The sequence below is a fragment of the Mesorhizobium sp. AR07 genome, from assembly GCF_024746815.1.
Classification (GTDB): domain Bacteria; phylum Pseudomonadota; class Alphaproteobacteria; order Rhizobiales; family Rhizobiaceae; genus Mesorhizobium.
Map to the genome: position 1 here is coordinate 1,014,969 of NZ_CP080525.1, position 21,587 is coordinate 1,036,555.

Genomic DNA, 21,587 nt, shown 5'->3' on the forward strand with positions numbered 1-21,587 from the left:
AATGACAATCAGAAAAGCGCTTGCCGGTGATCTCCAAACTGTCGTCTCGCTGACCGAAGCTGCCTATGCGCCGTACACCGCCCTGTTCGGCGCGCCGCCAATCCCCGTCACCGAGGACTATGCACCGCGCATCGCGGGTGGCGAGGTCTGGCTTTTGGAGAGTGGTGGCGACGTTGCCGGACTGCTCACCTTGGAACGTCATGAAGATCACGCGATGATCTTCTCCGTCGCTGTCGCACCAGCATTTCAGGGCAAGGGGTTTGGTATCGCCTTGCTGGAACATGCCGATGAACAGGCCCGTCTGTGGGGCTTGCCTGAAGTACGGCTCTACACCAACGCCAAAATGGAGCGGAACATCGCGCTCTATCTGGCCTACGGTTTCCACGAAACGGGTCGCCGGCCCAATCCCTACCGGCCTGGATGGGTGCTCGTCGACATGGCCAAGGCCGTCGACGAAATCACGACGGCCTGATTTTTCTGAACTCGGGAGGATGACATGAGCAAATCGGGAACAATCCGCTCCGGCATGGGCGGCTGGACGTTCGAGCCGTGGGATACCTCCTTTTATCCTGACAAGCTTTCCAAGGCCAAGCAGCTGAACTACGCCACTCGGCAGGTGCCGAGCATCGAGGTCAACGGCACCTATTATTCCAGCTTCAAGGAGCCGACCTTCGTCAAATGGGCGAGCGAGGCGCCAGACGGTTTCGTCTATGCGCTGAAGGGCAACCGCTTCGTCACCAACCGGCGCGTGCTTGGCGAGGCGGGAGAATCGATGATGCGCTTCCTCGGTTCGGGCGTTGCGGCACTCGGCGAAAAGCTCGGGCCGATCCTGTGGCAGTTCGCGCCGACGAAAAAGTTCGATCCGGACGATTTCGAAGCCTTCCTGAAATTGCTGCCGGAAAAACAGGACGGCGTTGCGCTGCGCCACGCGGTCGAGGTCCGCAACGACAGTTTTGTCGTGCCGGAATTCGCGGCGCTCGTGCGCAAATACAAGGTGGCGATCGTCTATGCCGACCACGCGAAATATCCTGATATCGCCGACGTCACGAGCGATTTCGTCTATGCGCGGCTGCAGACCGGCAGCGACGACAATCCTGATTGCTATACGTCAACGGGCCTCGACGAATGGGCTGTGCGGGCAAAGACGTGGGCGCAGGGCAAGCAGCCGGCCGACCTGCGGCGCGCCGATCCCGCCACTGAAGCGCCGGTCAAGCCGCGTGACGTCTTCGTCTACTTCATTACCGAGGGCAAGGTGCGCGCGCCGTTCGGAGCCATGGCGCTGATGCAGCGCGTGGCCGACTGAAGAGCTCCCGCGTAAGACTCCTCACACGCTGCAAGCGCGTCACATATGCGTTTTGCGCGCATTCGAAAGTCCAATCGCGGCATATTCGGCGTCATCGTAACCTTATCGATACCTCCTTGCTGCATGACTCCAGGCAGGCGAAATCGCTGATCCGGGATCGCCGCCGGCAACGGACGAGGGGGCATGTCGCTCGACTACACTTCACTTCTGCTGGCCGTTGGTTTTTCCGCCGCCTGCCTGAGCCTGACATTGTTTGGCATGTGGCTAACGGCGCGCTCGGAGAAATTCCTGCTGACATGGGCTATCAGCCTGCTGTTCGTGGTCGGCGATATTTTTGTCTATGACGCCTATATCGAGATGCCCGGGCGCCTGCTCGGCATCGCAACCCTTGCCCTGTTGCTGATTGGGTTTTCGACCATGATGGGCGCCGCCTACCAGTTCAGAACCGGCGGCTCGCCGATCCGGCGAACGGCGCTTGGCAGCATTTCGCTGGCCGTTGCGCTGCCGCCCATGGCCCTTGGTTATGACGGCCTCGGTTTCATGTTCGAGAACCTGTTCGCCGCCTTGCTTCTGTTTGCGACTGCGTTCGAATACTGGAAGGGCCGCGACGAAGCCCCAGCCCTGACGATCGGCATCACCGCCCTCTATTCGGCCACGGCCATGTCCTTCGCTCTCTGCGCCATGGTTCTTATCCGGGACGGAAAGCTGATCCTTGGGCATGCGCCGAGCAACTGGGCCGAAGAGTTGAGCCTGATCATCGTCATTGCCAGCATGACCGGCATCGGTGCGCTGTCACTGGCGCTCAATCAAGGGCGTCTGGCTAGGCATCACCGCCACAACGCCCTGACCGATCCCTTGACCGGTCTGCTCAACCGCCGTGCCCTGTTCGACCTGCATGGCAATGCCCCGGTCGGCGCTTTCACCGCCGTGGTTGTGTTCGACCTCGACAGCTTCAAAGCCATCAACGACGAATTCGGCCACGCCGCCGGCGATGACGTGCTGAGGGTGTTCGCCAGGGAACTCGCCGGCAATCTTCGCCCGGCTGACGTCGCCGCGCGCATGGGCGGCGAGGAATTCGCACTGGTGCTGAAGCGGACCTTGCCCGAAACGGTGGAAGCCACCGCCGAGGCGATACGCGCAGCCTTCGCCGCGCGCCGCATCGAAACCGAAACGGGTTCGCTGATGTGTACGGTCAGTGCCGGATTTGCTTTCGGCACCAAGGAGGGGCTCAGCTTCGACAAGGTGCTTAGCGCTGCCGACAAGGCGCTGTACGCCGCCAAGCGCGGCGGCCGCAACCGCGTCACCGGCTCGACATTCCGGCGCGCGAGCTGACCACGGGCATCAATACCGCGTCCATGATTGTTGGAATGGGCGAGCGCGGCTTCTATGCCGCCATGACAATTTCGTTGAAAGCATCGAGATCGACATAGAAGACCTTGGTGATTTCCCCGATCAGCTCGTCGTAACCATACCCCTGGGACCTCAATATGTTGATGGCGGTGATGATGTCGACGCGCTCGGTAAGCCGCCGCTTCTGGTAGTCCTCGACGTAACGTTCCATGGCTGTCCCTTAGCCTGTGTGCCCAAACGCGTTGAACGACAATCAGATCGCAGGAGGGAAGCTAGGAATGCTTGCTTGCGTGGAACTTGCCCGGCCTTCGCCGCGCCCCTCGATCCGCGATAACCAGACTGATACGGAAGCGGCCGACTCACAAAAGCCAAGTAAAAGACTAGCACGCAGCCCCCGGTGCGCCAGAGACGTAGATGACTGGATCGAAGAAATATTCGACCGCGAAGGACTTCGGTCACCTGAAGTCCAGTACCGATTCTAGACGGTCAGGAATTTACGGACATCCGCCCTATCGAGATCTTCCGCCGGGCCGGTATGGACGATCAGGCCGCGGTCCATGATGTTGACCTCGTCGGCGAGCTCGCGGCAGAAATCGAGATATTGTTCGACCAAAAGCACGGCAATGCCGGCCTGGTCGCGCAGATAGCGGATGGCGCGGCCGATATCCTTGATGATCGACGGCTGGATGCCTTCGGTCGGCTCGTCGAGCACCAGCAATTTCGGCCGCATCACCAGCGCCCGGCCGATGGCGAGCTGCTGCTGCTGGCCGCCGGAAAGGTCGCCACCACGGCGGCCGAGCATCTGCTTGAGCACCGGAAAAAGCTCGAAGACATGGGCCGGCACGTTGCGGTCGGCGCGCTTCAGCGGCGCGAAGCCCGATTCGAGATTTTCCCGCACCGTGAGCAGGGGAAAGATCTCCCTGCCCTGCGGCACGAATGCGATGCCCGACCGGGCGCGATCATACGCCGCGCTCCGGTCGAGCGCCTTCCCCTCGAAGGCAACGCTTCCGCTCGTCAGCCGGTGGTGGCCGACGATCGATCTCATCAAACTGGTCTTGCCGACGCCGTTGCGGCCGAGCACGCAGGTGATCTTGCCGGCGCCAGCCTTCAGCGTCACGCCGCGCAGCGCCTGGGCGGCGCCATAATGGAGCGTGGCATTGGAAATTTCGAGCATGTCAGCGCCTCTTCCAGAACCGGAGGAACGACAGATCGAAGCGATGGAATTGAACCCGCCAGACCATGCTCATCTCCCCAGATAGACTTCGACGACGCGCTCGTCGGCCGAAACGAAATCGAGTGTGCCTTCGGACAGCACCGAGCCCTCATGCAGGCAGGTGACCTTGACGCCGAGCTCGCGCACGAAATGCATGTCATGCTCGACGACGATGACCGAATGGTCGCGCGCAATGTCTTTGAGCAGCCGGGCGGTTTCCTCGGTCTCGGCATCGGTCATGCCGGCAACCGGCTCGTCGACCAGAAGCAGCTTCGGGTCCTGTGCCAAGAGCATGCCGATCTCCAGCCACTGCTTCTGTCCGTGGCTCAAATTTGCCGCCAGTTGGTCGCGTTTGTCGCCCAGCCGGATGACACCAAGAATGTCGTCGATCTGCCGCGCTTCGGCGGCCGAGCGGCGATGGAACAGAGCCGGGAAGATCGAGCGTGGCCCCTTTAGCGCCAGCATCAAATTTTCCTCGATGGTGTGGCTTTCGAAAACGGTCGGCTTCTGGAATTTGCGGCCGATGCCCATCATGGCGATCTCGGCTTCATCATGCTTGGTGAGGTCGACCAGGCCGTCGAAGAACACCTCGCCCTCATCGGGCCGCGTCTTGCCGGTGACGATGTCCATCATCGTCGTCTTGCCGGCGCCGTTGGGGCCGATGATGGCGCGCATCTCGCCTTTGTCGAGTACCAGCGACAGATTGTTGATGGCCCGGAAGCCGTCGAAGGAAACCGAGACGCCGTCGAGATAGAGGATCGTGTTCGACTTGCTCATGGTCGCTCACTCCGCCGGCTGCGGTTCAGGGCTGGACGAGGACCAGTCACCCGGCTTTGTCGCCGCGCCGCGAACGATCTTCCGTGGCGGCGGGACATCGGGATCGGTGCCGGCTTCCTCGGCGATCGAGGCCGCTCGCAACGCCCTGGCGTTGCCGCGCCAGGAATCCCACATGCCGACGATGCCTTTCGGCAGCAAGAGCGTGACGGCGACGAACAGGCCACCGAGCGCGAACAGCCAGAATTCCGGCAGCACGCCGGTGAACCAGGATTTGCCGGCATTGACCAGCAGCGCGCCGAGGATCGGCCCGACAATGGTGCCGCGCCCGCCAACGGCCGCCCAGATCACCACCTCGATCGAGTTGGACGGCTCGAACTCGCCCGGATTGATGATGCCGACCTGCGGCACATAGAGCGCGCCGGCGATGCCGGCCACGACAGCCGACACGGTGAAGGCGAACAGTTTTACATTTTCAGCCCGCCAGCCGAGGAAGCGAGTACGGCTCTCGGCGTCGCGCACCGCCATCAGCAGCTTGCCGTATTTGGAGCCGACGATCGCCCAGGTGACGAACACGGCCAGCGAAAGCATGATGGCACTGGCCGCGAACAGCGCCGAGCGTGTCGCGTCGGCCTGCACGTTGAAGCCCAGAATATCCTTGAAATCGGTCAGGCCGTTGTTGCCGCCGAACCCCATATCGTTGCGGAAGAAGGCGAGCAGCAGCGCATAGGTCATCGCCTGGGTGATGATCGAGAGATAGACGCCGGTGACGCGGCTGCGGAAGGCGAACCAGCCGAAGACGAAGGCGAGCAGGCCGGGCACCGCGAGCACCATCAGACCAGCGAACCAGAAATGGTCGAAGCCGGTCCAGAACCAGGGCAATTCCTTGTAGTTCAGGAACACCATGAAATCAGGCAGGATCGGATTGCCATAGACGCCGCGCGAGCCGATCTGGCGCATCAGATACATGCCCATCGCATAGCCGCCGAGCGCGAAGAACGCGCCGTGGCCGAGCGAAAGGATGCCGCAATACCCCCAGACGAGGTCGAGCGCGAGCGCCAGCAGCGCATAGCAGAGATATTTGCCGGTCAGCGCGACGATGTAGGACGGCACGTAGAACGCGCTGGTCGGCGACACCGCAAGATTGAGCAGCGGCACGATGATGGCGGCCGCCAGCAGGGCGACAATCGTGACGGCGATGCGGCGATCCGCACCCGCGGCGAAGAAGCGCCCGGTGATCATGCTTCCACCGCCCTGCCCTTGAGTGCGAACAGGCCGCGCGGGCGCTTCTGGATGAACAGGATGATCAGCACCAGCACGACGATCTTGCCGAGCACGGCGCCGGCATAGGGTTCGAGGACCTTGTTGACGATGCCGAGCGAGAAGGCGCCGACAAGCGTGCCCCAGAGATTGCCGACGCCGCCGAAGACGACGACCATGAAACTGTCGATGATGTAGCCGCGGCCGAGATTGGGCGAGACATTGTCGATCTGGCTGAGTGCGACACCGGCAATACCGGCAATGCCGGAACCGAGCGCGAAGGTCAGCGCATCGACCCATGGCGTCCTGATGCCCATCGACGCGGCCATCCGCCGGTTGGCGGTGACGGCGCGCATCTGCAGGCCCCAGGGCGTGCGCTTCATCACATAGAGCAGTACGGCGAAGATGGTGAGCGCGAAAACCAGGATCCACAGACGGTTCCAGGTGATCGCGAGTTGGCCGACATTGAATGAGCCCGACATCCAGGATGGGTTGCCGACTTCCTGGTTGGTCGGTCCGAAGATCGAGCGCACGGCCTGCTGCAGGATCAAAGAGACGCCCCATGTCGCCAACAGCGTCTCCAGCGGCCGGCCGTAAAGGAAGCGGATGACGCCGCGCTCTATGGCCAAGCCGACGATCGCGGCAACCAGGAAGGCCAACGGCAGCGCGATGACCAGCGACCAGTCGAACAGGCCGGGAAAGGATGTCCGGATCACCTGCTGGACGACGAAGGTGGTGTAGGCGCCGAGCATGACCATCTCGCCATGCGCCATGTTGATGACGCCCATGACGCCGAAGGTGATGGCAAGCCCGATCGCCGCCAGCAGCAGCACCGAGCCCAGCGAGATGCCGTACCAGATGTTCTGGCCGGCATCCCAGAAGGCCAGCGTCGAATTGATGTTGGCAATTGCGGCGGTCGCCGCTTCCTTGACTGCGCCCGAGCCATTCGCCTCGACCGAGGTCAGCAGCGAAACCGCATCACGGTCGCCACGCGCACCGATCAGCGCGATTGCTGCGAGCTTGTCGGCATCTGGCCGATCCGAGACAAGAACCGAAGCAGCGCGCGCCTGTTCGAGCAGAGCCTTGACGCTGGCGACGGTCTCACTGGCGATCGCCGTGTCGAGCGGCCCGATGTTTGCGGCGTCTTGTGTCTTGAACATGGTGTCGGCGGCCGCAATGCGCACGGCCGGATCCTTGGCGCCAAGCGTCAGCGTGCCCAGCGCATCGCGGATGACGCGGCGCAGCGTGTTGTTGACCTTGATCTTGGTGATGTCGTCCTTGGCCGCTTCGCCGGACGCTTCGCCGCTCAGCGGATCGAACAGTTGGACGCTTTCGCCCGCTTCCTTGCCGACAAACACCAGCGAATCGGCCTTGCGGATATAGAGGTTGCCGTCGGCGAGCGCGGCAAGCGGCCGTTCGACCAGGGGATCACCCGTGGCCGTCAGTTCGTGGACGACAGCTCCTGTCTCCGAAAAACCCTTGGCCGTCGCGAATTTGCCGATGATGCCACGCAGATCGGCTTCGCCAGCGCCCGATGACGACAAAGTCGCCAGCAGAAACAGCAGCGTCAGGCCAAATGCGCGAAACAGGTTCATCGGCTTCAGGTGACCCTTGAAGGTTGAATTGGGCGTCCGGACGGCGGAGGAAACCGTCCGGACGCCTGCGGTCTTAGGCCATGGACCTGCGGTCCAGACCGGGGAGGATCAGTTTGTGCCCTTGCCGCCGCATTTGCCGGTGACGACATTGAAGTTGCCGCAGGACAGAGGCGCGCGCCAATCGGAGATCAGGTCTTTGGAGTCAGGCAAATAGTCGGACCATTCGTCGCCCATCACCAGGCCCGGCGTGCGCGAGACCGTTTCGAACTGGCCGTTGGCCTGGATTTCGCCGATCAGCGCCGGCTTGGTGATGTGGTGGTTCGGCATCATCGTCGCATAGCCGCCGGTCAGGTTCGGCACCGAAACGCCGATCATGGCATCGATGACCTTGTCCGGATCGGTGGTGCCGGCCTTCTCGACCGCCTTCACCCACATGTTGAAGCCGATATAATGGGCTTCCATCGGGTCGTTGGTGGTGCGCTTGTCGTTCTTGATGAATTTGTGCCAGTCGGCGATGAACTTCTTGTTCTCGGGCGTGTCGACGCTCTCGAAATAATTCCAGGCGGCGAGATGGCCGACCAGCGGCGCGGTGTCGAGACCGGCAAGCTCTTCCTCGCCGACCGAGAAGGCCATGACCGGGATGTCCTCGGCCTTGATGCCCTGGTTGCCGAGTTCCTTGTAGAACGGCACGTTGGCGTCACCGTTGACGGTCGAGACGACGGCGGTCTTCTTGCCGGCCGAGCCGAATTTCTTGATCGCCGAGACTTCGGTCTGCCAGTCGGAGAAGCCGAACGGCGTGTAGTTGACCATGATGTCTTCGGCCGCGACGCCCTTGGCCTTCAGATAGGCCTCGAGGATCTTGTTGGTGGTACGCGGATAGACGTAGTCGGTACCTTCCAGCACCCAGCGCTTCACCGAACCGCCGTCCGCGCTCATCAGATAGTCGACAGCGGGAATGGCCTGTTGGTTTGGCGCGGCACCCGTGTAGAACACGTTGCGCTCGCTTTCCTCGCCCTCATATTGGACGGGATAGAACAGGATGTTGTCGAGTTCGGAGAACACCGGCAGCACCGATTTGCGCGACACCGAGGTCCAGCAGCCGAACACCGCGGCGACCTTGTCCTTGGAAATCAGCTCGCGCGCCTTCTCGGCGAACAACGGCCAGTTGGAAGCCGGATCGACGACGACGGCTTCGAGCTTCTTGCCGAGCAGGCCGCCCTTGGCGTTCTGCTCGTCGATGAGCATCAGCATGGCGTCCTTCAGCGTTGTCTCCGAAATCGCCATGGTCCCCGACAGCGAATGGAGAATGCCGACCTTGATCGTGTCGTCAGCCGCCCTGGCCGGAGCGGACATCAACAGACCGGCGGCAACCACGCTTGCCGAAAAGATTTTTGTTATTGTCGAGAAATTACCCCTCATGTCCAAGACTCCCAAGCTGGTTGATTTGCACCGCAACAATGCAAAGCAACCCCCGTGCCAAGTGTCGAAATGGTGTCACCAGAGGTAGATAATTTAGCATTATCAGCATGTTGCTACATCAAGCTTATGGAAAAAACGAGGATCGGTTAAAAATTGGTTGAGAGAAATTTGCGCAGCGCACAAGACTCCTGCCTAATTTTCGCCCAAATCAAACCAATGCCTAGTTTTTAACCTCCGTGACCAGGTCACGGACGACAATTGTTGCGGCATGGCACAAAAATGGGGCAAGCTCGCCCTTCAACCGAGCGACGCCATGGCATCCCTTATCTCACGCATTTTTCTCTGCATATGGCTTCTGGCTGCGGCAACCGGCGCCGCACGAGCCGACTTCAGTGACGGCAAGATGCCCGACGGCACCTACCATTGCGAAGTGTACCTGCTTGGCATGTTCCTCAACCTTGGCGACATCACCATCAAGGGAAACGTTTACAGCGGCCCGGTCACCTTCGGGACCGCCCAGCAGGGTTATAATTATCAGATGGATGCAAACGGCGTGATCTCCTGGCTGGGACCGCTGGGTGGATACACCGCCGGCGGCAACTCGCTGTCGCTGACCCAGGCCACGCTGGACGGCGAGACCGCGCCCTCCTTCGACATCATCATGAAACAGCCCGATGGGGCCTTCACTGCCTCGACCTGCACAAGGGGCAGCAGCCAGTAGGGCTGCGCCCGGGGAAGCAGCCAGTAGGCCATTCCCCGGCAACGGCCGCCGCCTCTGCGGCCTGCCTGCCTCTCATGTCATCTGGATGTTGCCGAAGCTGGATAGGCAGCGGTGCGCCGTCACCATCCACCTTGAGAGGCGTGATCGCCATCCGCCGCAAGGACGGACAGCCGGTCGGCGCATAGCAAGTCGATAAAAAGCGGAACGCGCGTTACGCGTTCCGCTTGGCGGTCCGGGAGGACGCTGAAGTTTGGCACCGCCCCGATGACCGGGGCGATGTCTTGCCGGCTCAGATCGTCTTGGCCGACATCTGCGCGGCGATGTAGTCGGCCTGGCGGATGGCCAGCGAAACGATCGTCAGGGTCGGGTTTTCGGCAGCCCCTGTCGTGAACTGGCTGCCGTCCGACACGAACAGGTTCTTGATGTCGTGCGTCTGGCCATGTTTGTTGACCACGCCGTCGGCCGCCTTCTCGCTCATCCGGTTGGTGCCGAGATTGTGGGTCGACGGATAGGGCGGCGTCGGGAAGGTGCGCGTGGCACCGACCGCGTCGTAAAGTGCCGATGCCTGCTTGTAAGCATGGTTGCGCATCGCGGTGTCGTTCGGGTGATCGTCGAAATGCACGTCGGCGATCGGCATGCCGTGCGCGTCCTTCATGTCGGCATGCAGCGTGACACGGTTCTCCGTGCGCGGCATGTCCTCACCGACGATCCACAGGCCGGCCATATGATCGTAGTGGTCGAGCGCCGTGGTGAAGGAGCGGCCCCAGGCACCCGGATCGAGGAAGGCCGCCATGAACGGCAGTCCCAGCGACAGCGTCTCGAACTCATAGCCGCCGACGAAGCCGCGTGACGGATCATGGCGCGCCTCGTCGCGGATGATGCCGGCCATGGTGGTGCCACGATACATGTGCACGGGCTTGTCGAAGATGGCATAGACCGAGCCGGTGGTGTGGCGCATGTAGTTTTTGCCCACCTGTCCCGAGGAATTGGCAAGACCATCGGGGAACTTGCCCGACGCCGAATTGAGCAGCAGCCGCGGGCTTTCGATCGAATTGCCGGCGACGGCGACGATGCGGGCTTTCTGCTCCTGCAGCTTGCCGTCCTTGTCGGCGTAGACGACACCAGTCACCTTGCCCCCGTCGTCATGGTTGATCTTGATCGCCATGGCGTTCGGCCTGACCTCGAGATGGCCTGTCGCCTCGCCCTTGGGGATCTCGGTGTAGAGCGTCGACCATTTGGCGCCCCATTTACAGCCCTGGAAGCAGAAGCCGGTCTGCTGGCAGGACATGCGATCGTCGCGCTGCACCGAGTTGATCGCCATGTTGCCGGTGTGGCATTCCTTGTAGCCGAGCTTGTCGGCGCCGGCCTTCAGCACCTTGAAGTTGTTGTTACCCGGCAGTCTCGGCCAGTCATTGGTGCCGGTGACGCCCATCTTGGCTTCGGCCTTGGCATAGTAAGGCTCCATCTCGGCCAGCGTGATCGGCCAGTCGAGCAGGTTCGCGCCCTCCAGCTTGCCGTAGGTCGACAGCGTCTTGAACTCATGTTCCTGGAAACGCAGCGACGCTCCGGCCCAGTGGGTCGTCGAACCGCCGACCGACTTGACGATCCAGGCCGGCAGGTTCGGAAAATCCTTGGCCACCCGCCAGTCACCTGAGGTGGTGCGTTTGTCCGTCCAGGCAAGCTGGGCGAAAGAACCCCACTCGTCGTTGACAAAATCCTCATATTCGTGACGCGCGCCGGCCTCCAGGATGACGACGTCGACACCCTTCTGGGCAAGTTCGTTGCCGAGCGTGCCGCCGCCGGCGCCCGAGCCGATGATGACGACCACGCCGTCGTTGTTCAGATCAAATGCTGCTGCCATGGTTTCCTCCCATGATTTTCTGTTTGCGGCTTCAAGAACGACTGGGCTCAGAGCCACTCGATGTCGTTGAAACCGCGTGCGATGTAGCCACCCTTGGAATAGGACTCGCCCTCGTAGCCGAAGATCGGCCAGACCTCTTTCTGGTTGTAGAGGCTGACGACGAGGCCACCACGGATGGCCTGGAAGAACGGCGAGGATTCGATCTGCTTCAGCACCGCGACGCGCTGGTCCTCCCAGCCAAGGCCCCGGTAGCCTCCGTCCCCCGACTTCTTGTCGAGGTCGGCGATGCCGTCTTCGATCATGGCCTTGTAGGTGGCGTCCTTGCCGGCCTGCTCGTCATGGCCCTTCACGGCAATGGCGTAATATTTGTCGGGAACCTGATCGTGCGGATAGATGTCGCGTGCCAACTGGATCAGCGTTGCCATGGTTTCGGGCTTGAGCGTCGATGTCTCGAGCCCCCAGGCGTGTTCGGGGCTGATGACCGCGCTGCCCGAGATGACGAGCAACGCGCCGATGCCGCCGCGTTTGAGAAGCTCACGACGTGAAAGTCCAGGCTTCGCGTCATAGATCGTGACCATTTTTGTTCCTCCCTGCTTGCTGTTCGCACCCCAAGGGTGCCGTTGCTGGCGCCGCGCCGGTCCGCGCGGCGGGTTGTCCCTATTGGAAGCGGCCTCCGCGCTGCAGAACCTCGATCTTGTAGCCGTCCGGATCCTCGATGAAGAAGAATCGGGCGATCAGCGAACCGTCATGGTTGAACTCGACGATCTTCCTTGGGTTGAGGCCAAGCGCGCCGAGACGATCATGCTCGCTGTCGAGGTCGGCGACCGAGGCCGCGAGATGGCCGTAGCCGTCGCCGAGCCCGTAAGGCTCGGTCCGGCCCTTGTTCACGGTCAGTTCGAGTTCGAACCCCGTTTCAGCGTTGCTGAGGTAAATGAGCGTGAATGTCTCGAAGTCCAGCCTGTCGGCGATATCGAGCCCGAAGGCGTTTCTGTAGAAGTCGACGGATCGGGCCTCATCGAGAACCCGGATCATGGAATGGATCGCCTTGGCCAAATCAGTCTCCGCCCTGGTGTGTGGAAACGATTATGGGCAGCGCCGGAAAAAGGTGGTGGCAGCCGGTTACCACGCCCAAAAGCGTGATTTGGGCTTCATTGCCGACAGGGACGAAAGTCCGATTGCCGTTCCGGCAGTTTTGCCCGAGAATACGTATGGGGACAGGTCGAGCAGGATCAGAATCAAACTGCAGGCCTACCCGCCCAAGACCAACAAGCATGGGAGGTTTGTCGGATGTGCAGGGTATTTGCGGGCCAGGACCCCGAAGGCTATCGCCAGATCAACCGGTCGATTCGCATTGACGGCCACTCGACCAGCATCCAGCTTGAAGCGACATTCTGGGCGCTGCTTGATGAGATCGCCGAAAACCAGGGTCTGACGACGCCAAAATTCATCTCGAAGCTTTATGACGAAGCCATCGAGATCAACGGCGCCATTCCGAACTTTGCGTCGATGCTGCGCACCACTTGCGCGCTCTACCTGCGCGGTCATCGGCCAGGCATGGATGAGCTGATGGTGCCGAAGCGGGAAGCGGCCTAGCGCCCTTGCACGGCGACAGCGGGCGCCAGACGCCAAGGACCGCGTCAGCGATTGAAGCAGCGCGGTGCCTCCGGAAAAAGTTTGCGCCACCCTTCAGCGCGTTGCGGGTCGCCCGGCAACAGCACCGTCGTCACGGCGCTGTGCAAGGAAAGAACATCAATTAGGCGTCACTAAGACTCCAGCACATCCTTGACGATCGTCGCCAACTGCTTGAGCGAGAACGGCTTTGGCAGGAAGCCAAAATGCGCGTCTGCCGGCAGGTTTCTGGCGAATGCGTCCTCGGCATAGCCGGACACGAAGACGAACTTGATGTCCGGCTGGCGCTTGCGCAATTCACCGAGCAGCGTCGGCCCGTCCATTTCCGGCATCACCACGTCGGAGACGACGATGTCGACCTTGCCGCCCAGCGCTTCGAACACTTCCAGCGCCTCGACGCCCGAGGATGCCTCGTGCACGGTGTAGCCGCGCGACACCAGCGCCCGCATGCCGCCCATGCGCACTGCGTCCTCGTCCTCGACGAGCAGCACCGTGGCCGAGCCCGACAGATCCTTGGCTGTATCGGCGACTTTCACTGGTGCTGCCGGCACATCGTCAGGCGAGCCTGCTTTTTTCGCTTCGGCGATATGACGCGGCAGGAAAATGCGGAAAGTCGAGCCTTTGCCGACCTCGGAATCGCAGAAGATGAAGCCGCCGGTCTGCTTGATGATGCCGTAGACCATCGACAGGCCAAGACCGGTGCCCTTGCCGACTTCCTTGGTGGTGAAAAACGGCTCAAAAATCTTCTTCAGCACGTCTGGCGCGATGCCGCTGCCGCTATCCTCGACCTCGACCACGACATAGTCGGCCGGGGTGAGTTCGCGGTAGGAAAAGGCCTTGCACTCCTCTGCGGTCACATTGCGCGTGCGCACGGTGAGGTCGCCGCCGGTCGGCATCGCGTCGCGCGCGTTGACCGCGAGGTTGACCACCACCTGTTCGAACTGGCCGATGTCGACCTTGACCGGCCACAGGTCGCGGCCATGATCGACCTTCAGCTTGATGTCGTTGCCGACCAGGCGGGCGAGCAGCATCCTGAGGTCGGCGAGCACGTCGGTCAGGTTGAGCACTTCCGGCCGCAGCGTCTGCTTGCGCGAGAAGGCCAGCAATTGCCGCACCAGCGAAGCCGCCCGGTTGGCATTCTGCTTGATGTTCATGATGTCGGGGAAGGACGGGTCCGACGGGCGGTGATTGGTCAACAAAAGGTCGGACGCCATGATGATGGCGGTCAGCACATTGTTGAAGTCATGCGCGATGCCGCCGGCAAGTTGGCCGACCGCCTGCATCTTCTGGCTTTGCGCCATCTGCCCTTCGAGCGCCTTCTGCTCCGTCGTCTCGACGGCGTAGACGATGGCCGACTCCTCGGCGCCCTCGCCGCCGGTGCCGTCGGCGACCGCGTTGACGTAGAAGCGGATGTGCCGGTCGTCGTTGCCGGGCAGCAGGGTGTCGATCGGCTCGATGTCGGCCTGCCGCTGCTGCGCCTTTTCGAAGGCCGCGGCAAAGGCTGGCCGGTCGCGCTCATGGATCACCGTGTCGAGGCGCACGCGGCGATCGACGGCATCGCGGTCGACAACGGACGAAAACAGCGACAGGAAAGGCGCATTGGTGCGCAGGATGCGCCCGTTATGGTCAACCCCCGCGATCGCCATCGGTGTCGAGTTGAAGAAGCGGGTGAAGCGCACTTCCGAAGCACGCAAATCGGCCGAGGCGTCCTCGCCTTGCGTGCGGTTGAGCACGATCGTGCGCGTCGGGCCGTTGAGGCCTTCGCGGCTGGCTGAAACGCGGTGCATGAAGCGCACCGGCAGCGCCTCGCCCGTCATCGTCGTCAGATCGAGATCGATGACCGCGTTGCGTGTCGTGCCGGGATCGGCCTTGACCGAGCGGACCAGTGCCATGCCGTCGCCGGCCACGATCTCCGGCAAGGAGACGGAGCCGGGCGTGAAGCTGGTAAGGTCGATGCCCAGCCATTCGGCGAGCGTCGCGTTGATATAGGTGACGCGGCCTTCCTGGTCGGCCGAAAAGAAGCCAGCCGGGGCGTGGTCAAGGTGATCGATCGCCTTCTGCAAATCGAGAAAGAAACGCTCCTGCTCGGCCCGCTCCTGCGAAATGTCGGCAAGCTGCCAGGCCAGCATCGGCAGCCGCTGGCCCGGAACGCTGAAGGCGCGGGCGCGCGCCCGGTACCAGCGGGCGCCCGGCTCGGCACCGGGGCGGATGGACTGTGCCAGCCGAAACTCGCCGTCGCCCGGCTGGCCGTCGCGCAGGCCCGACGCCAGCCGATAGATCGTCACCGAGGCTTCGGGAACGTCCGAGAGCAACCCTTCGACCGTCTTCAGGTCGGCCGCCGACGACGCTCCGGTCATGTCGGCATAGGCCCGATTGGCGTAGACCACCCGGCCCTTGGTGTCCGTGACGAGAAGGCCCTGCGCCATCGAATCGACGAATGCCTTCGACAGTTCGTCGCCCGACGAGCGTGGCGTGACCTGCACGAAGCCGATCGCCGTGGCGAACAGGAAGCCGACACCGATCATCGCCAGCACGCCAAGCATGCCGAGCAGGAAAGGATCGCCGAGACGCTCGCGGAAAAGGCCGAAGACGATCGCGGCCCCCGTCAGAACGATGATGAAAATGATGAGCCGGGTGACCGCACCCGGTCGCGTATTCTGGTCGACGATCGGTACCGGATAGAAATCGCCACGCGCTTCCTTGGCCATATGTCCCCTGCTCGTGAATTCCGGTGTTCCGACACCCGCCCCTAGCGGGTTGAATCACATTCTCCTAGACCGGAAAAGGCCTGGGCGGCAAATGTCGGATAAAAATGATGTCTTGCGGCCTTTGGAGTTTTCAAGCTGTTACCAAGCGTGAAAGGCAACTTGCGGTGGCCCGCCGCAACAGTCTAGTGTCGCGTCACTTCCAAGGACAATCAGGGGAAACCAATGCAATGGCTGGATAGCGTGGCGGGCCCCGGTTATGCCGCAGCCCTGTTGTGGACGTTTGCAGCACTCGTCCTGCTGGTCATCGTCCTCGTCATCGTCAAGCTGGTGCGCAATCTGACGTTTGGAACCTTCGTTGCCGGCGGCAGGAACCGCAAGACGCGGCTGGCCGTCATGGATGCCACCGCCGTCGACAGCCATCGTCGGCTGGTGCTGATACGCCGCGATGACATCGAACATCTGCTTCTGATCGGTGGTCCGACCGACGTCGTCGTCGAACGCGACATCCGGCTTTCGGCGCCGCGCCGTCCGGCGCTGACCGGAGATGGCGGCCTGCAGCCGGTCCCGGCCGCGTCGGCCCCAGTGGCAAGGCCGCGTCCGCCGCAGCCCGCTCCGGCGCCGGCGCGGCAGGCACCCGCTCCACAACCGGTGAACATGGCGGCGCCTGCCCGCCCGCGCCAAACGGCGCCAGTACCCACACCCACACCCGCACCGAAGCCGGTGGCGCAAAGCTACCAGCCGACCAATGTCACGCCGCTGCCCGCCTATGGATCCGCGAACGCCAATACCGTCAGGCATGCGCCGCCACCGCCAAGACAGGACAGCATCGACGATACGCTGATGAAGGAACTCGAAGTGTCGCTCGACCAGCCGCGTTCGAGCGGCCCGGTGGCCAAACCGGTGGCGAAAGCGCCGCCATCGCTCGACGACGAAATGACGAAGCTGCTGGGCGAACTCTCCAGCCAGAAGAGATGAGCGGCCGCCAGTCCGTCTGAAAAGACCGCGATCTGTTTGTGCCGGAACCTCAGGCCCAGAAACACGTCAGGGCCTGGGATTTCTTGGTGTCCCGACAGGTGTGTGGCGCGCCAACAAAAATGGCCGGAAAACCGGCCATTTTCAAAATCAACGTCGCTCGTGACGGCTTGCCGTGCGCCGCCCGCCTTGACCCTTAGTCGTCGCGATAGACTTTCTCGCGGCGCTCATGCCGCTCCTGCGCTTCGATCGACAAGGTCGCGATCGGGCGCGCATCGAGCCGCTTCAGCGCGATCGGCTCGCCGGTCTCCTCGCAATAGCCATAGGTGCCTTCGTCGATGCGCTGCAGGGCGGAATCGATCTTTGAAATGAGCTTGCGCTGACGGTCGCGGGCCCTGAGCTCGATGGCGCGGTCGGTTTCCGAAGAGGCGCGATCGGCAAGATCGGGGTGGTTGGCGTTTTCCTGCTGCAGGATTTCGAGTGTTTCGCGCGCTTCGCGCAATATGTCATTCTTCCAAGTGACGAGCTTCAGGCGGAAGTAGGATTTCTGCCGCTCGTTCATAAACGGCTCGTCTTCGGAGGGTACGTAATCGGCGGTAACGATGTCGTTCATTCGACTCACCCAAACAGCCCCAAATTTCGCGCCTATATATTCGCGGTCCGACGCCTGCACAAGCGCAATCGGCCGCCGTCTCACGCAATTGTTAATGTGCGGCGGCGGACACCTTTGCGTCGGCGTAAGGTCGTTTTGATACCAAACCGCGCTGCGCCACTTTGCCGATACACGAGCGCCTTTGCGGCACCGCACCATGGGTGATTCGGCGTGTTCGAAGAACGCGGGCCATTGTGCGCGACGCCATTCTCGTGGCTAATCCTGGGAGCTTCGGCATTCGGCGCCGGCGGAGGGTTGGGGTGAGCAGGCTTTATCTGTTGCGACATGCCAAGGCCGGCTGGGCGCTACCCGGCATGCGTGATTTCGATCGTCCGCTCGACGCATCCGGCCGCGCCGATGCCGAGATGATGGGCGCCGCCATGCGGTCCCGCTGCTATGTTCCGGACCTGACCCTGTGCTCCAACGCCAAGCGCGCCAAAGAGACGCTGGAAGGCTTGGCCGGCCAGACCGATACTGGCCGAGTCCTGTTCCTTGGTTCGCTTTACAGCGATGATGCCGCCGGCTACCTCCGCCTCATCCGGGACAATGGCGGATCGGATTCACTGCTGGTTATCGGCCACAATCCGATGACGGAAGATCTCGCCATGGCGGTTTCGGGCGACGGCGACGAGACGGCGCGGGCAACGCTCAACCATGGCTTCCCGACTTCGGGCCTGGCGGTCGTTCGCTTCGACGGCGATCTGGCGAAAGCTGCCCAGGGCGACGGCTATCTCGAAGCGTTCCTGACACCGGCCGACCTGTGATGTCGACCCCCAGTGCCATTTCAAAGCTGGGTTGCAGAGCCTATATCGGGCGGACCGAGGCCCGAGAGATCATATTTTGGCATCATCGCTGACCACCTTCACCGACGAGGCGAGGATTGCCCTCGACACGCTGTCGGGCCGCGCCACCGGGCTTTTTTCGCCATCGCTGCGATTGGGTGTCACGGGCCTGTCCCGCGCGGGCAAGACGGTCTTCATATCGGCTTTTGTCCACAATCTGATCCATGGCGGGCGCCTGCCGCTGTTCGAGGCACAGAAATCCGGGCGCATCGCCCGCGCCTTCCTCGAGCAGCAGCCGGACGACGCCGTGCCGCGCTTCCAGTACGAGGACCACATCGCGGCCCTGGTCAATGACCGCGCCTGGCCAGATTCGACACGCGCCATCTCGGAATTGCGGCTGACCATCGAATATGAATCGGCCTCCGGCTGGAGCCGCATGTTTTCCTCCGGCAAACTGTCGGTCGATATCGTCGACTATCCCGGCGAATGGCTGCTCGACCTGCCGCTGCTTGGCAAATCCTTCGCCGATTTTTCGCGCGAAGCCTTCGAAATGGCCGCTCTGCCGGTGCGCGAGGACCTGTCGCGGGCCTGGCGGGCACTATCGGGCGAGGTCGACCCCAACGCCGATGCCGACGAGATGACGGCACGCCGCCTAGCCGAAAGCTTCGCCGCCTATCTGAAGGCATGCAAGCTCGACGAGCGAGCGCTTTCCACCTTGCCGCCCGGCCGTTTCCTAATGCCTGGCGATCTCGAAGGCTCGCCAGCTCTGACCTTCGCGCCCTTGGCGGGGCTCGCCGCCACGCGCCCGCGCCCGGGGTCGCTGCATGCCATGATGGACAGGCGCTACGAGGCCTACAAGACGCATGTTGTCAAACCCTTCTTCCGCGAACACATCGCCCGTCTCGATCGCCAGATCGTGCTGATCGACGCCATGCAGGCTCTGAACGCCGGCCCCGGCGCCATGGCCGACCTGGAGCGCGCCGTGACCGAGATCCTCAGTTGCTTCCGCCCTGGCCGCGGCAGCTTCCTCACCGACCTGTTTTCGCGGCGCATCGACCGCATCCTGGTTGCCGCGACCAAGGCCGACCACCTGCACCACGAAAGCCATGACCGCCTACAGGCGATTGTGCGACGGCTTGCCGATCGCGCCGTGGCACGGGCGAATTTCACCGGCGCCGATGTCGACGTGGTTGCCATGGCGGCGGTGCGCGCGACCCGCGAAGGCACCGTCAAGCAGGGCCGGGAGACGCTTCCCGTCATCATCGGCACGCCGATCGCCGGCGAGCGGATCAACGGCGAAACATTTGATGGAAAGACGGAAACGGCTATTTTCCCTGGCGATTTACCGGAGAACATCGATGCGGTGTTCGATGTTTCGGGACCCAACCACAGACAGGACACTGCGGATCCTGCGATCCGCTTCGTCCGTTTCCGTCCACCAAAACTCGAACGCACGGCCGAAGGCATCACGCTGTCGCTGCCGCATATCAGGCTCGACCGCGCCTTGCAGTTCCTGATCGGAGATCATCTGGCATGACCGCGCCCCGCAAGCCGGCGGCATTCCGCATCGAGCCGGAACCCGCACCGAAGCAGGAAGCGCCGGAGGCGCGCCGTGCCCAGGCTGGTACTCGTTCCCAGACCGATACCGAGCGCAAGCCGCGCGCGATAAAAACCGATGTCGCGATGGTCATTCCGGCGGAGGTCGATGTCTTCGACGAGCCTGACATCGTTGCCGCCGAGCCGCCGCCGGCGATCGCGCCCAGAAAACGCTCGCTGCTCGCCAGCATCTTCTTCGGCGCCTTTGGCGTCCTGGTTTCGCTGGCCGTCGGCCTGTGGACCGATCAGCTCATACGCGACCTGTTCGCGCGCGCCGAATGGCTGGGCTGGCTGGCCGCCGGCATGGCGGCCATCGCCGTGCTGGCACTCGTGGTCATCCTGATCCGCGAGTTCTTGGCGATCGCCCGCCTCGCCGAGGTCGAAAAGCTGCAGAAGCGGGCGCTCGATGCCATTGCGCGTGACGATCCCAAGGCGGCACGATCGGTGGTCGACGAGCTGTCGGCCTTCGTCGCGGCAAAACCCGAGACCGCGGCCGGCCGGCGTGCGCTGGCCGAGCTGCGTGGCGAGATAATCGATGGCGGCAATCTGGTGCGTCTGGCCGAAGCCGAAATTCTCGGTCCCCTCGATGCCAGGGCAAAGGTGATGATTCTCGAAGCCGCCAAGCGCGTCTCGCTGGTGACGGCGGTCAGCCCGCGCGCGCTCGTCGACGTCGCCTATGTCGTGTTCGAGGCCGGACGCCTCATTCGCCGCCTCTCGGAACTTTATGGCGGAAGGCCGGGAACGCTCGGTTTCTTCCGCCTGGCGCGCAGCGTGCTGGCGCATCTGGCGGTCACCGGCTCGATCGCGGTGGGTGATAGTTTCGTCCAGCAGATCGTCGGCCACGGCCTGGCGGCGCGCCTTTCGGCGAAACTTGGCGAGGGCATCGTCAACGGCATGATGACGGCGCGCATCGGCATCGCGGCGATGGAGACGGCACGCCCCCTGCCCTTCAGCGCCGCCAGGCGTCCGGGACTGGGCGATTTCCTCTCGGCGCTGACATCGTTTGCCACCAAAAAAGGTGTTGAAACGACCCCACCCGGCAAGTAAGCCGGGCGGCAACGTTGGACCTTCGGAATTGTTGCCGGACTGCTTGGTGACGGCCCTGCGGTGACGAAGCATTAACCAATCTTGTTCATGGTCAGACGGGTTCCAAACAGCCTCTTTGTTGCCGGGTGTCGTCGATGAAAAGCGTATTTCTGTCCTGCGTCCTGCCCCTGGCGACCGTGATCACGGCAGTCGCCGGTATTGCCGGAGCAGCATCCGCGGCGGAACCGGACATGCAGTTCTTCCACTCGGCCGAAGGCAAATGGATCGGTCCTGGCGAAATCATCGCCGGCAAATACAAGGGCACCAAATTCAACTGCAGCTTCACCGGCTCGACGCCGGACGGCAAGGTCGGCATGGCGCTCGACGGCGGCTGCCGGGTCGGCATGTTCACCCAGCAGATGTCGGCCAAGATCGAGCGCAAGGGCCGCGAGGGCTATAAGGGCAGCTTCATGGGTGGCGCGACCGGCTCCGGCCTGGACATCATCGGCGGCAACGTGGTCGATGCCCGCAAGGTGGTCTTCACCATCAACCGCAACCAGCTGCGCGGCGTCATGCAGGCCCGCATCCCCGACGATAATTCGATGACGGTGACCATTGCGGTGCGCGTCGACGACCAGTTGGTGCCGGTGATCGGCATGAGCCTGAAGCGTGTCGATGCCGTAGAAGTCGGCTCCATCGCGCCGAACTGAACAATCATCGATCCCT

The 21,587-nt window shown here is 62.6% G+C and carries 21 protein-coding genes; 10 read left to right on the forward strand and 11 right to left on the reverse strand.

What is annotated here, in order from left to right:
• The first annotated feature begins 1 nt into the window (after position 1).
• The 3 genes from BPNPMPFG_RS05430 to BPNPMPFG_RS05440 all read left to right on the forward strand — a co-directional run bounded on the left by BPNPMPFG_RS05430 (position 2) and on the right by BPNPMPFG_RS05440 (position 2,635).
• The gene (locus BPNPMPFG_RS05430) at positions 2–472 is read left to right on the forward strand and encodes a GNAT family N-acetyltransferase (RefSeq protein WP_258593741.1); all 471 of its coding nucleotides are present in this window, start codon (positions 2–4) and stop codon (positions 470–472) included.
• Positions 473–496: 24 nt separating this feature from the next.
• Positions 497–1,303, forward strand: a complete 807-nt coding sequence (locus tag BPNPMPFG_RS05435; protein ID WP_258593743.1) for a DUF72 domain-containing protein — start codon at positions 497–499, stop codon at positions 1,301–1,303.
• A 183-nt stretch (positions 1,304–1,486) separates the two neighbouring features.
• Entirely contained in the window at positions 1,487–2,635 is a 1,149-nt protein-coding gene (locus BPNPMPFG_RS05440; protein WP_258593744.1) for a GGDEF domain-containing protein, read from the forward strand.
• A 52-nt stretch (positions 2,636–2,687) separates the two neighbouring features.
• On the opposite strand, the gene BPNPMPFG_RS05445 is transcribed toward BPNPMPFG_RS05440, so the two are convergent.
• The 6 genes from BPNPMPFG_RS05445 to urtA form a co-directional block, all read right to left on the reverse strand.
• Positions 2,688–2,864 (reverse strand): hypothetical protein, encoded by a 177-nt coding sequence (locus BPNPMPFG_RS05445; protein WP_258593745.1) that lies wholly within the window; start codon positions 2,862–2,864, stop codon positions 2,688–2,690.
• Positions 2,865–3,131: 267 nt separating this feature from the next.
• Positions 3,132–3,827, reverse strand: a complete 696-nt coding sequence (gene urtE / locus BPNPMPFG_RS05450) for an urea ABC transporter ATP-binding subunit UrtE (protein WP_258593747.1) — start codon at positions 3,825–3,827, stop codon at positions 3,132–3,134.
• 69 nt (positions 3,828–3,896) lie between these two features.
• Complete coding sequence (gene urtD / locus BPNPMPFG_RS05455) at positions 3,897–4,643, reverse strand: urea ABC transporter ATP-binding protein UrtD (RefSeq protein ID WP_258593749.1); 747 nt, start codon at positions 4,641–4,643, stop codon at positions 3,897–3,899.
• A 6-nt stretch (positions 4,644–4,649) separates the two neighbouring features.
• Positions 4,650–5,882 (reverse strand): urea ABC transporter permease subunit UrtC, encoded by a 1,233-nt coding sequence (gene urtC, locus BPNPMPFG_RS05460; protein ID WP_258593751.1) that lies wholly within the window; start codon positions 5,880–5,882, stop codon positions 4,650–4,652.
• Complete coding sequence (gene urtB / locus BPNPMPFG_RS05465) at positions 5,879–7,495, reverse strand: urea ABC transporter permease subunit UrtB (RefSeq protein WP_258593753.1); 1,617 nt, start codon at positions 7,493–7,495, stop codon at positions 5,879–5,881. Before urtB ends, urtC begins: the two co-directional genes overlap by 4 nt.
• A gap of 108 nt (positions 7,496–7,603) precedes the next feature.
• Entirely contained in the window at positions 7,604–8,914 is a 1,311-nt protein-coding gene (gene urtA / locus BPNPMPFG_RS05470) for an urea ABC transporter substrate-binding protein (RefSeq protein ID WP_258593755.1), read from the reverse strand.
• Between the two features lie 313 nt (positions 8,915–9,227).
• Here urtA and BPNPMPFG_RS05475 point away from each other — a divergent pair, with 313 nt between their 5' ends.
• Entirely contained in the window at positions 9,228–9,635 is a 408-nt protein-coding gene (locus BPNPMPFG_RS05475) for a hypothetical protein (RefSeq protein WP_258593762.1), read from the forward strand.
• Between the two features lie 289 nt (positions 9,636–9,924).
• On the opposite strand, the gene BPNPMPFG_RS05480 is transcribed toward BPNPMPFG_RS05475, so the two are convergent.
• From BPNPMPFG_RS05480 to BPNPMPFG_RS05490, 3 genes are all read right to left on the reverse strand, one after another.
• Complete coding sequence (locus BPNPMPFG_RS05480; protein ID WP_258593764.1) at positions 9,925–11,496, reverse strand: GMC family oxidoreductase; 1,572 nt, start codon at positions 11,494–11,496, stop codon at positions 9,925–9,927.
• Between the two features lie 47 nt (positions 11,497–11,543).
• Complete coding sequence (locus BPNPMPFG_RS05485; RefSeq protein WP_258593766.1) at positions 11,544–12,074, reverse strand: gluconate 2-dehydrogenase subunit 3 family protein; 531 nt, start codon at positions 12,072–12,074, stop codon at positions 11,544–11,546.
• A gap of 79 nt (positions 12,075–12,153) precedes the next feature.
• Complete coding sequence (locus BPNPMPFG_RS05490; RefSeq protein WP_258593771.1) at positions 12,154–12,549, reverse strand: VOC family protein; 396 nt, start codon at positions 12,547–12,549, stop codon at positions 12,154–12,156.
• Between the two features lie 234 nt (positions 12,550–12,783).
• On the opposite strand from BPNPMPFG_RS05490, the gene BPNPMPFG_RS05495 reads away from it, so the two are divergent.
• The gene (locus BPNPMPFG_RS05495) at positions 12,784–13,089 is read left to right on the forward strand and encodes a ribbon-helix-helix domain-containing protein (protein ID WP_258593772.1); all 306 of its coding nucleotides are present in this window, start codon (positions 12,784–12,786) and stop codon (positions 13,087–13,089) included.
• Between the two features lie 170 nt (positions 13,090–13,259).
• Here BPNPMPFG_RS05495 and cckA read toward each other — a convergent pair whose 3' ends face one another.
• Entirely contained in the window at positions 13,260–15,833 is a 2,574-nt protein-coding gene (gene cckA, locus BPNPMPFG_RS05500) for a cell cycle histidine kinase CckA (RefSeq protein WP_258593774.1), read from the reverse strand.
• Positions 15,834–16,055: 222 nt separating this feature from the next.
• Between cckA and BPNPMPFG_RS05505 the strand changes: the two genes are divergently transcribed.
• Positions 16,056–16,808, forward strand: coding sequence for a flagellar biosynthetic protein FliO (locus BPNPMPFG_RS05505; RefSeq protein WP_258593776.1), 753 nt, complete (start codon positions 16,056–16,058; stop codon positions 16,806–16,808).
• A 193-nt stretch (positions 16,809–17,001) separates the two neighbouring features.
• On the opposite strand, the gene dksA is transcribed toward BPNPMPFG_RS05505, so the two are convergent.
• A complete protein-coding gene (gene dksA / locus BPNPMPFG_RS05510) occupies positions 17,002–17,418 on the reverse strand; it encodes an RNA polymerase-binding protein DksA (RefSeq protein WP_006202025.1) in 417 nt (138 codons plus the stop codon).
• A gap of 299 nt (positions 17,419–17,717) precedes the next feature.
• Here dksA and BPNPMPFG_RS05515 point away from each other — a divergent pair, with 299 nt between their 5' ends.
• The 4 genes from BPNPMPFG_RS05515 (at position 17,718) to BPNPMPFG_RS05530 (ending at position 21,571) form a co-directional block, all read left to right on the forward strand.
• Positions 17,718–18,221: a SixA phosphatase family protein gene (locus tag BPNPMPFG_RS05515; protein WP_258593777.1), complete on the forward strand. Its 504-nt coding sequence runs from the start codon at positions 17,718–17,720 to the stop codon at positions 18,219–18,221.
• 76 nt (positions 18,222–18,297) lie between these two features.
• Positions 18,298–19,776, forward strand: coding sequence for a YcjX family GTP-binding protein (locus tag BPNPMPFG_RS05520; protein ID WP_258593780.1), 1,479 nt, complete (start codon positions 18,298–18,300; stop codon positions 19,774–19,776).
• Positions 19,773–20,882: a YcjF family protein gene (locus BPNPMPFG_RS05525; protein WP_258593782.1), complete on the forward strand. Its 1,110-nt coding sequence runs from the start codon at positions 19,773–19,775 to the stop codon at positions 20,880–20,882. The genes BPNPMPFG_RS05520 and BPNPMPFG_RS05525 overlap by 4 nt, the downstream gene beginning before the upstream one ends.
• A gap of 134 nt (positions 20,883–21,016) precedes the next feature.
• Positions 21,017–21,571 (forward strand): hypothetical protein, encoded by a 555-nt coding sequence (locus BPNPMPFG_RS05530; protein ID WP_258593794.1) that lies wholly within the window; start codon positions 21,017–21,019, stop codon positions 21,569–21,571.
• The last annotated feature ends 16 nt before the right edge of the window (positions 21,572–21,587 follow it).

Excerpts from the sequence above, each read along its gene's own strand:
- BPNPMPFG_RS05505 (WP_258593776.1), top strand. The coding sequence starts at position 16,056 with ATGCAATGGCTGGATAGCGTGGCGGGCCCCGGTTATGCCGCAGCCCTG.
- BPNPMPFG_RS05440 (WP_258593744.1), top strand. The coding sequence starts at position 1,487 with ATGTCGCTCGACTACACTTCACTTCTGCTGGCCGTTGGTTTTTCCGCC.
- urtC (WP_258593751.1), bottom strand. The coding sequence starts at position 5,882 with ATGATCACCGGGCGCTTCTTCGCCGCGGGTGCGGATCGCCGCATCGCC.
- dksA (WP_006202025.1), bottom strand. The coding sequence starts at position 17,418 with ATGAACGACATCGTTACCGCCGATTACGTACCCTCCGAAGACGAGCCG.
- BPNPMPFG_RS05525 (WP_258593782.1), top strand. The coding sequence starts at position 19,773 with ATGACCGCGCCCCGCAAGCCGGCGGCATTCCGCATCGAGCCGGAACCC.
- BPNPMPFG_RS05475 (WP_258593762.1), top strand. The coding sequence starts at position 9,228 with ATGGCATCCCTTATCTCACGCATTTTTCTCTGCATATGGCTTCTGGCT.
- cckA (WP_258593774.1), bottom strand. The coding sequence starts at position 15,833 with ATGGCCAAGGAAGCGCGTGGCGATTTCTATCCGGTACCGATCGTCGAC.
- urtB (WP_258593753.1), bottom strand. The coding sequence starts at position 7,495 with ATGAACCTGTTTCGCGCATTTGGCCTGACGCTGCTGTTTCTGCTGGCG.
- BPNPMPFG_RS05495 (WP_258593772.1), top strand. The coding sequence starts at position 12,784 with ATGTGCAGGGTATTTGCGGGCCAGGACCCCGAAGGCTATCGCCAGATC.
- BPNPMPFG_RS05530 (WP_258593794.1), top strand. The coding sequence starts at position 21,017 with ATGAAAAGCGTATTTCTGTCCTGCGTCCTGCCCCTGGCGACCGTGATC.
- BPNPMPFG_RS05485 (WP_258593766.1), bottom strand. The coding sequence starts at position 12,074 with ATGGTCACGATCTATGACGCGAAGCCTGGACTTTCACGTCGTGAGCTT.
- urtA (WP_258593755.1), bottom strand. The coding sequence starts at position 8,914 with ATGAGGGGTAATTTCTCGACAATAACAAAAATCTTTTCGGCAAGCGTG.
- BPNPMPFG_RS05435 (WP_258593743.1), top strand. The coding sequence starts at position 497 with ATGAGCAAATCGGGAACAATCCGCTCCGGCATGGGCGGCTGGACGTTC.
- urtE (WP_258593747.1), bottom strand. The coding sequence starts at position 3,827 with ATGCTCGAAATTTCCAATGCCACGCTCCATTATGGCGCCGCCCAGGCG.
- BPNPMPFG_RS05430 (WP_258593741.1), top strand. The coding sequence starts at position 2 with ATGACAATCAGAAAAGCGCTTGCCGGTGATCTCCAAACTGTCGTCTCG.
- BPNPMPFG_RS05480 (WP_258593764.1), bottom strand. The coding sequence starts at position 11,496 with ATGGCAGCAGCATTTGATCTGAACAACGACGGCGTGGTCGTCATCATC.
- BPNPMPFG_RS05445 (WP_258593745.1), bottom strand. The coding sequence starts at position 2,864 with ATGGAACGTTACGTCGAGGACTACCAGAAGCGGCGGCTTACCGAGCGC.
- urtD (WP_258593749.1), bottom strand. The coding sequence starts at position 4,643 with ATGAGCAAGTCGAACACGATCCTCTATCTCGACGGCGTCTCGGTTTCC.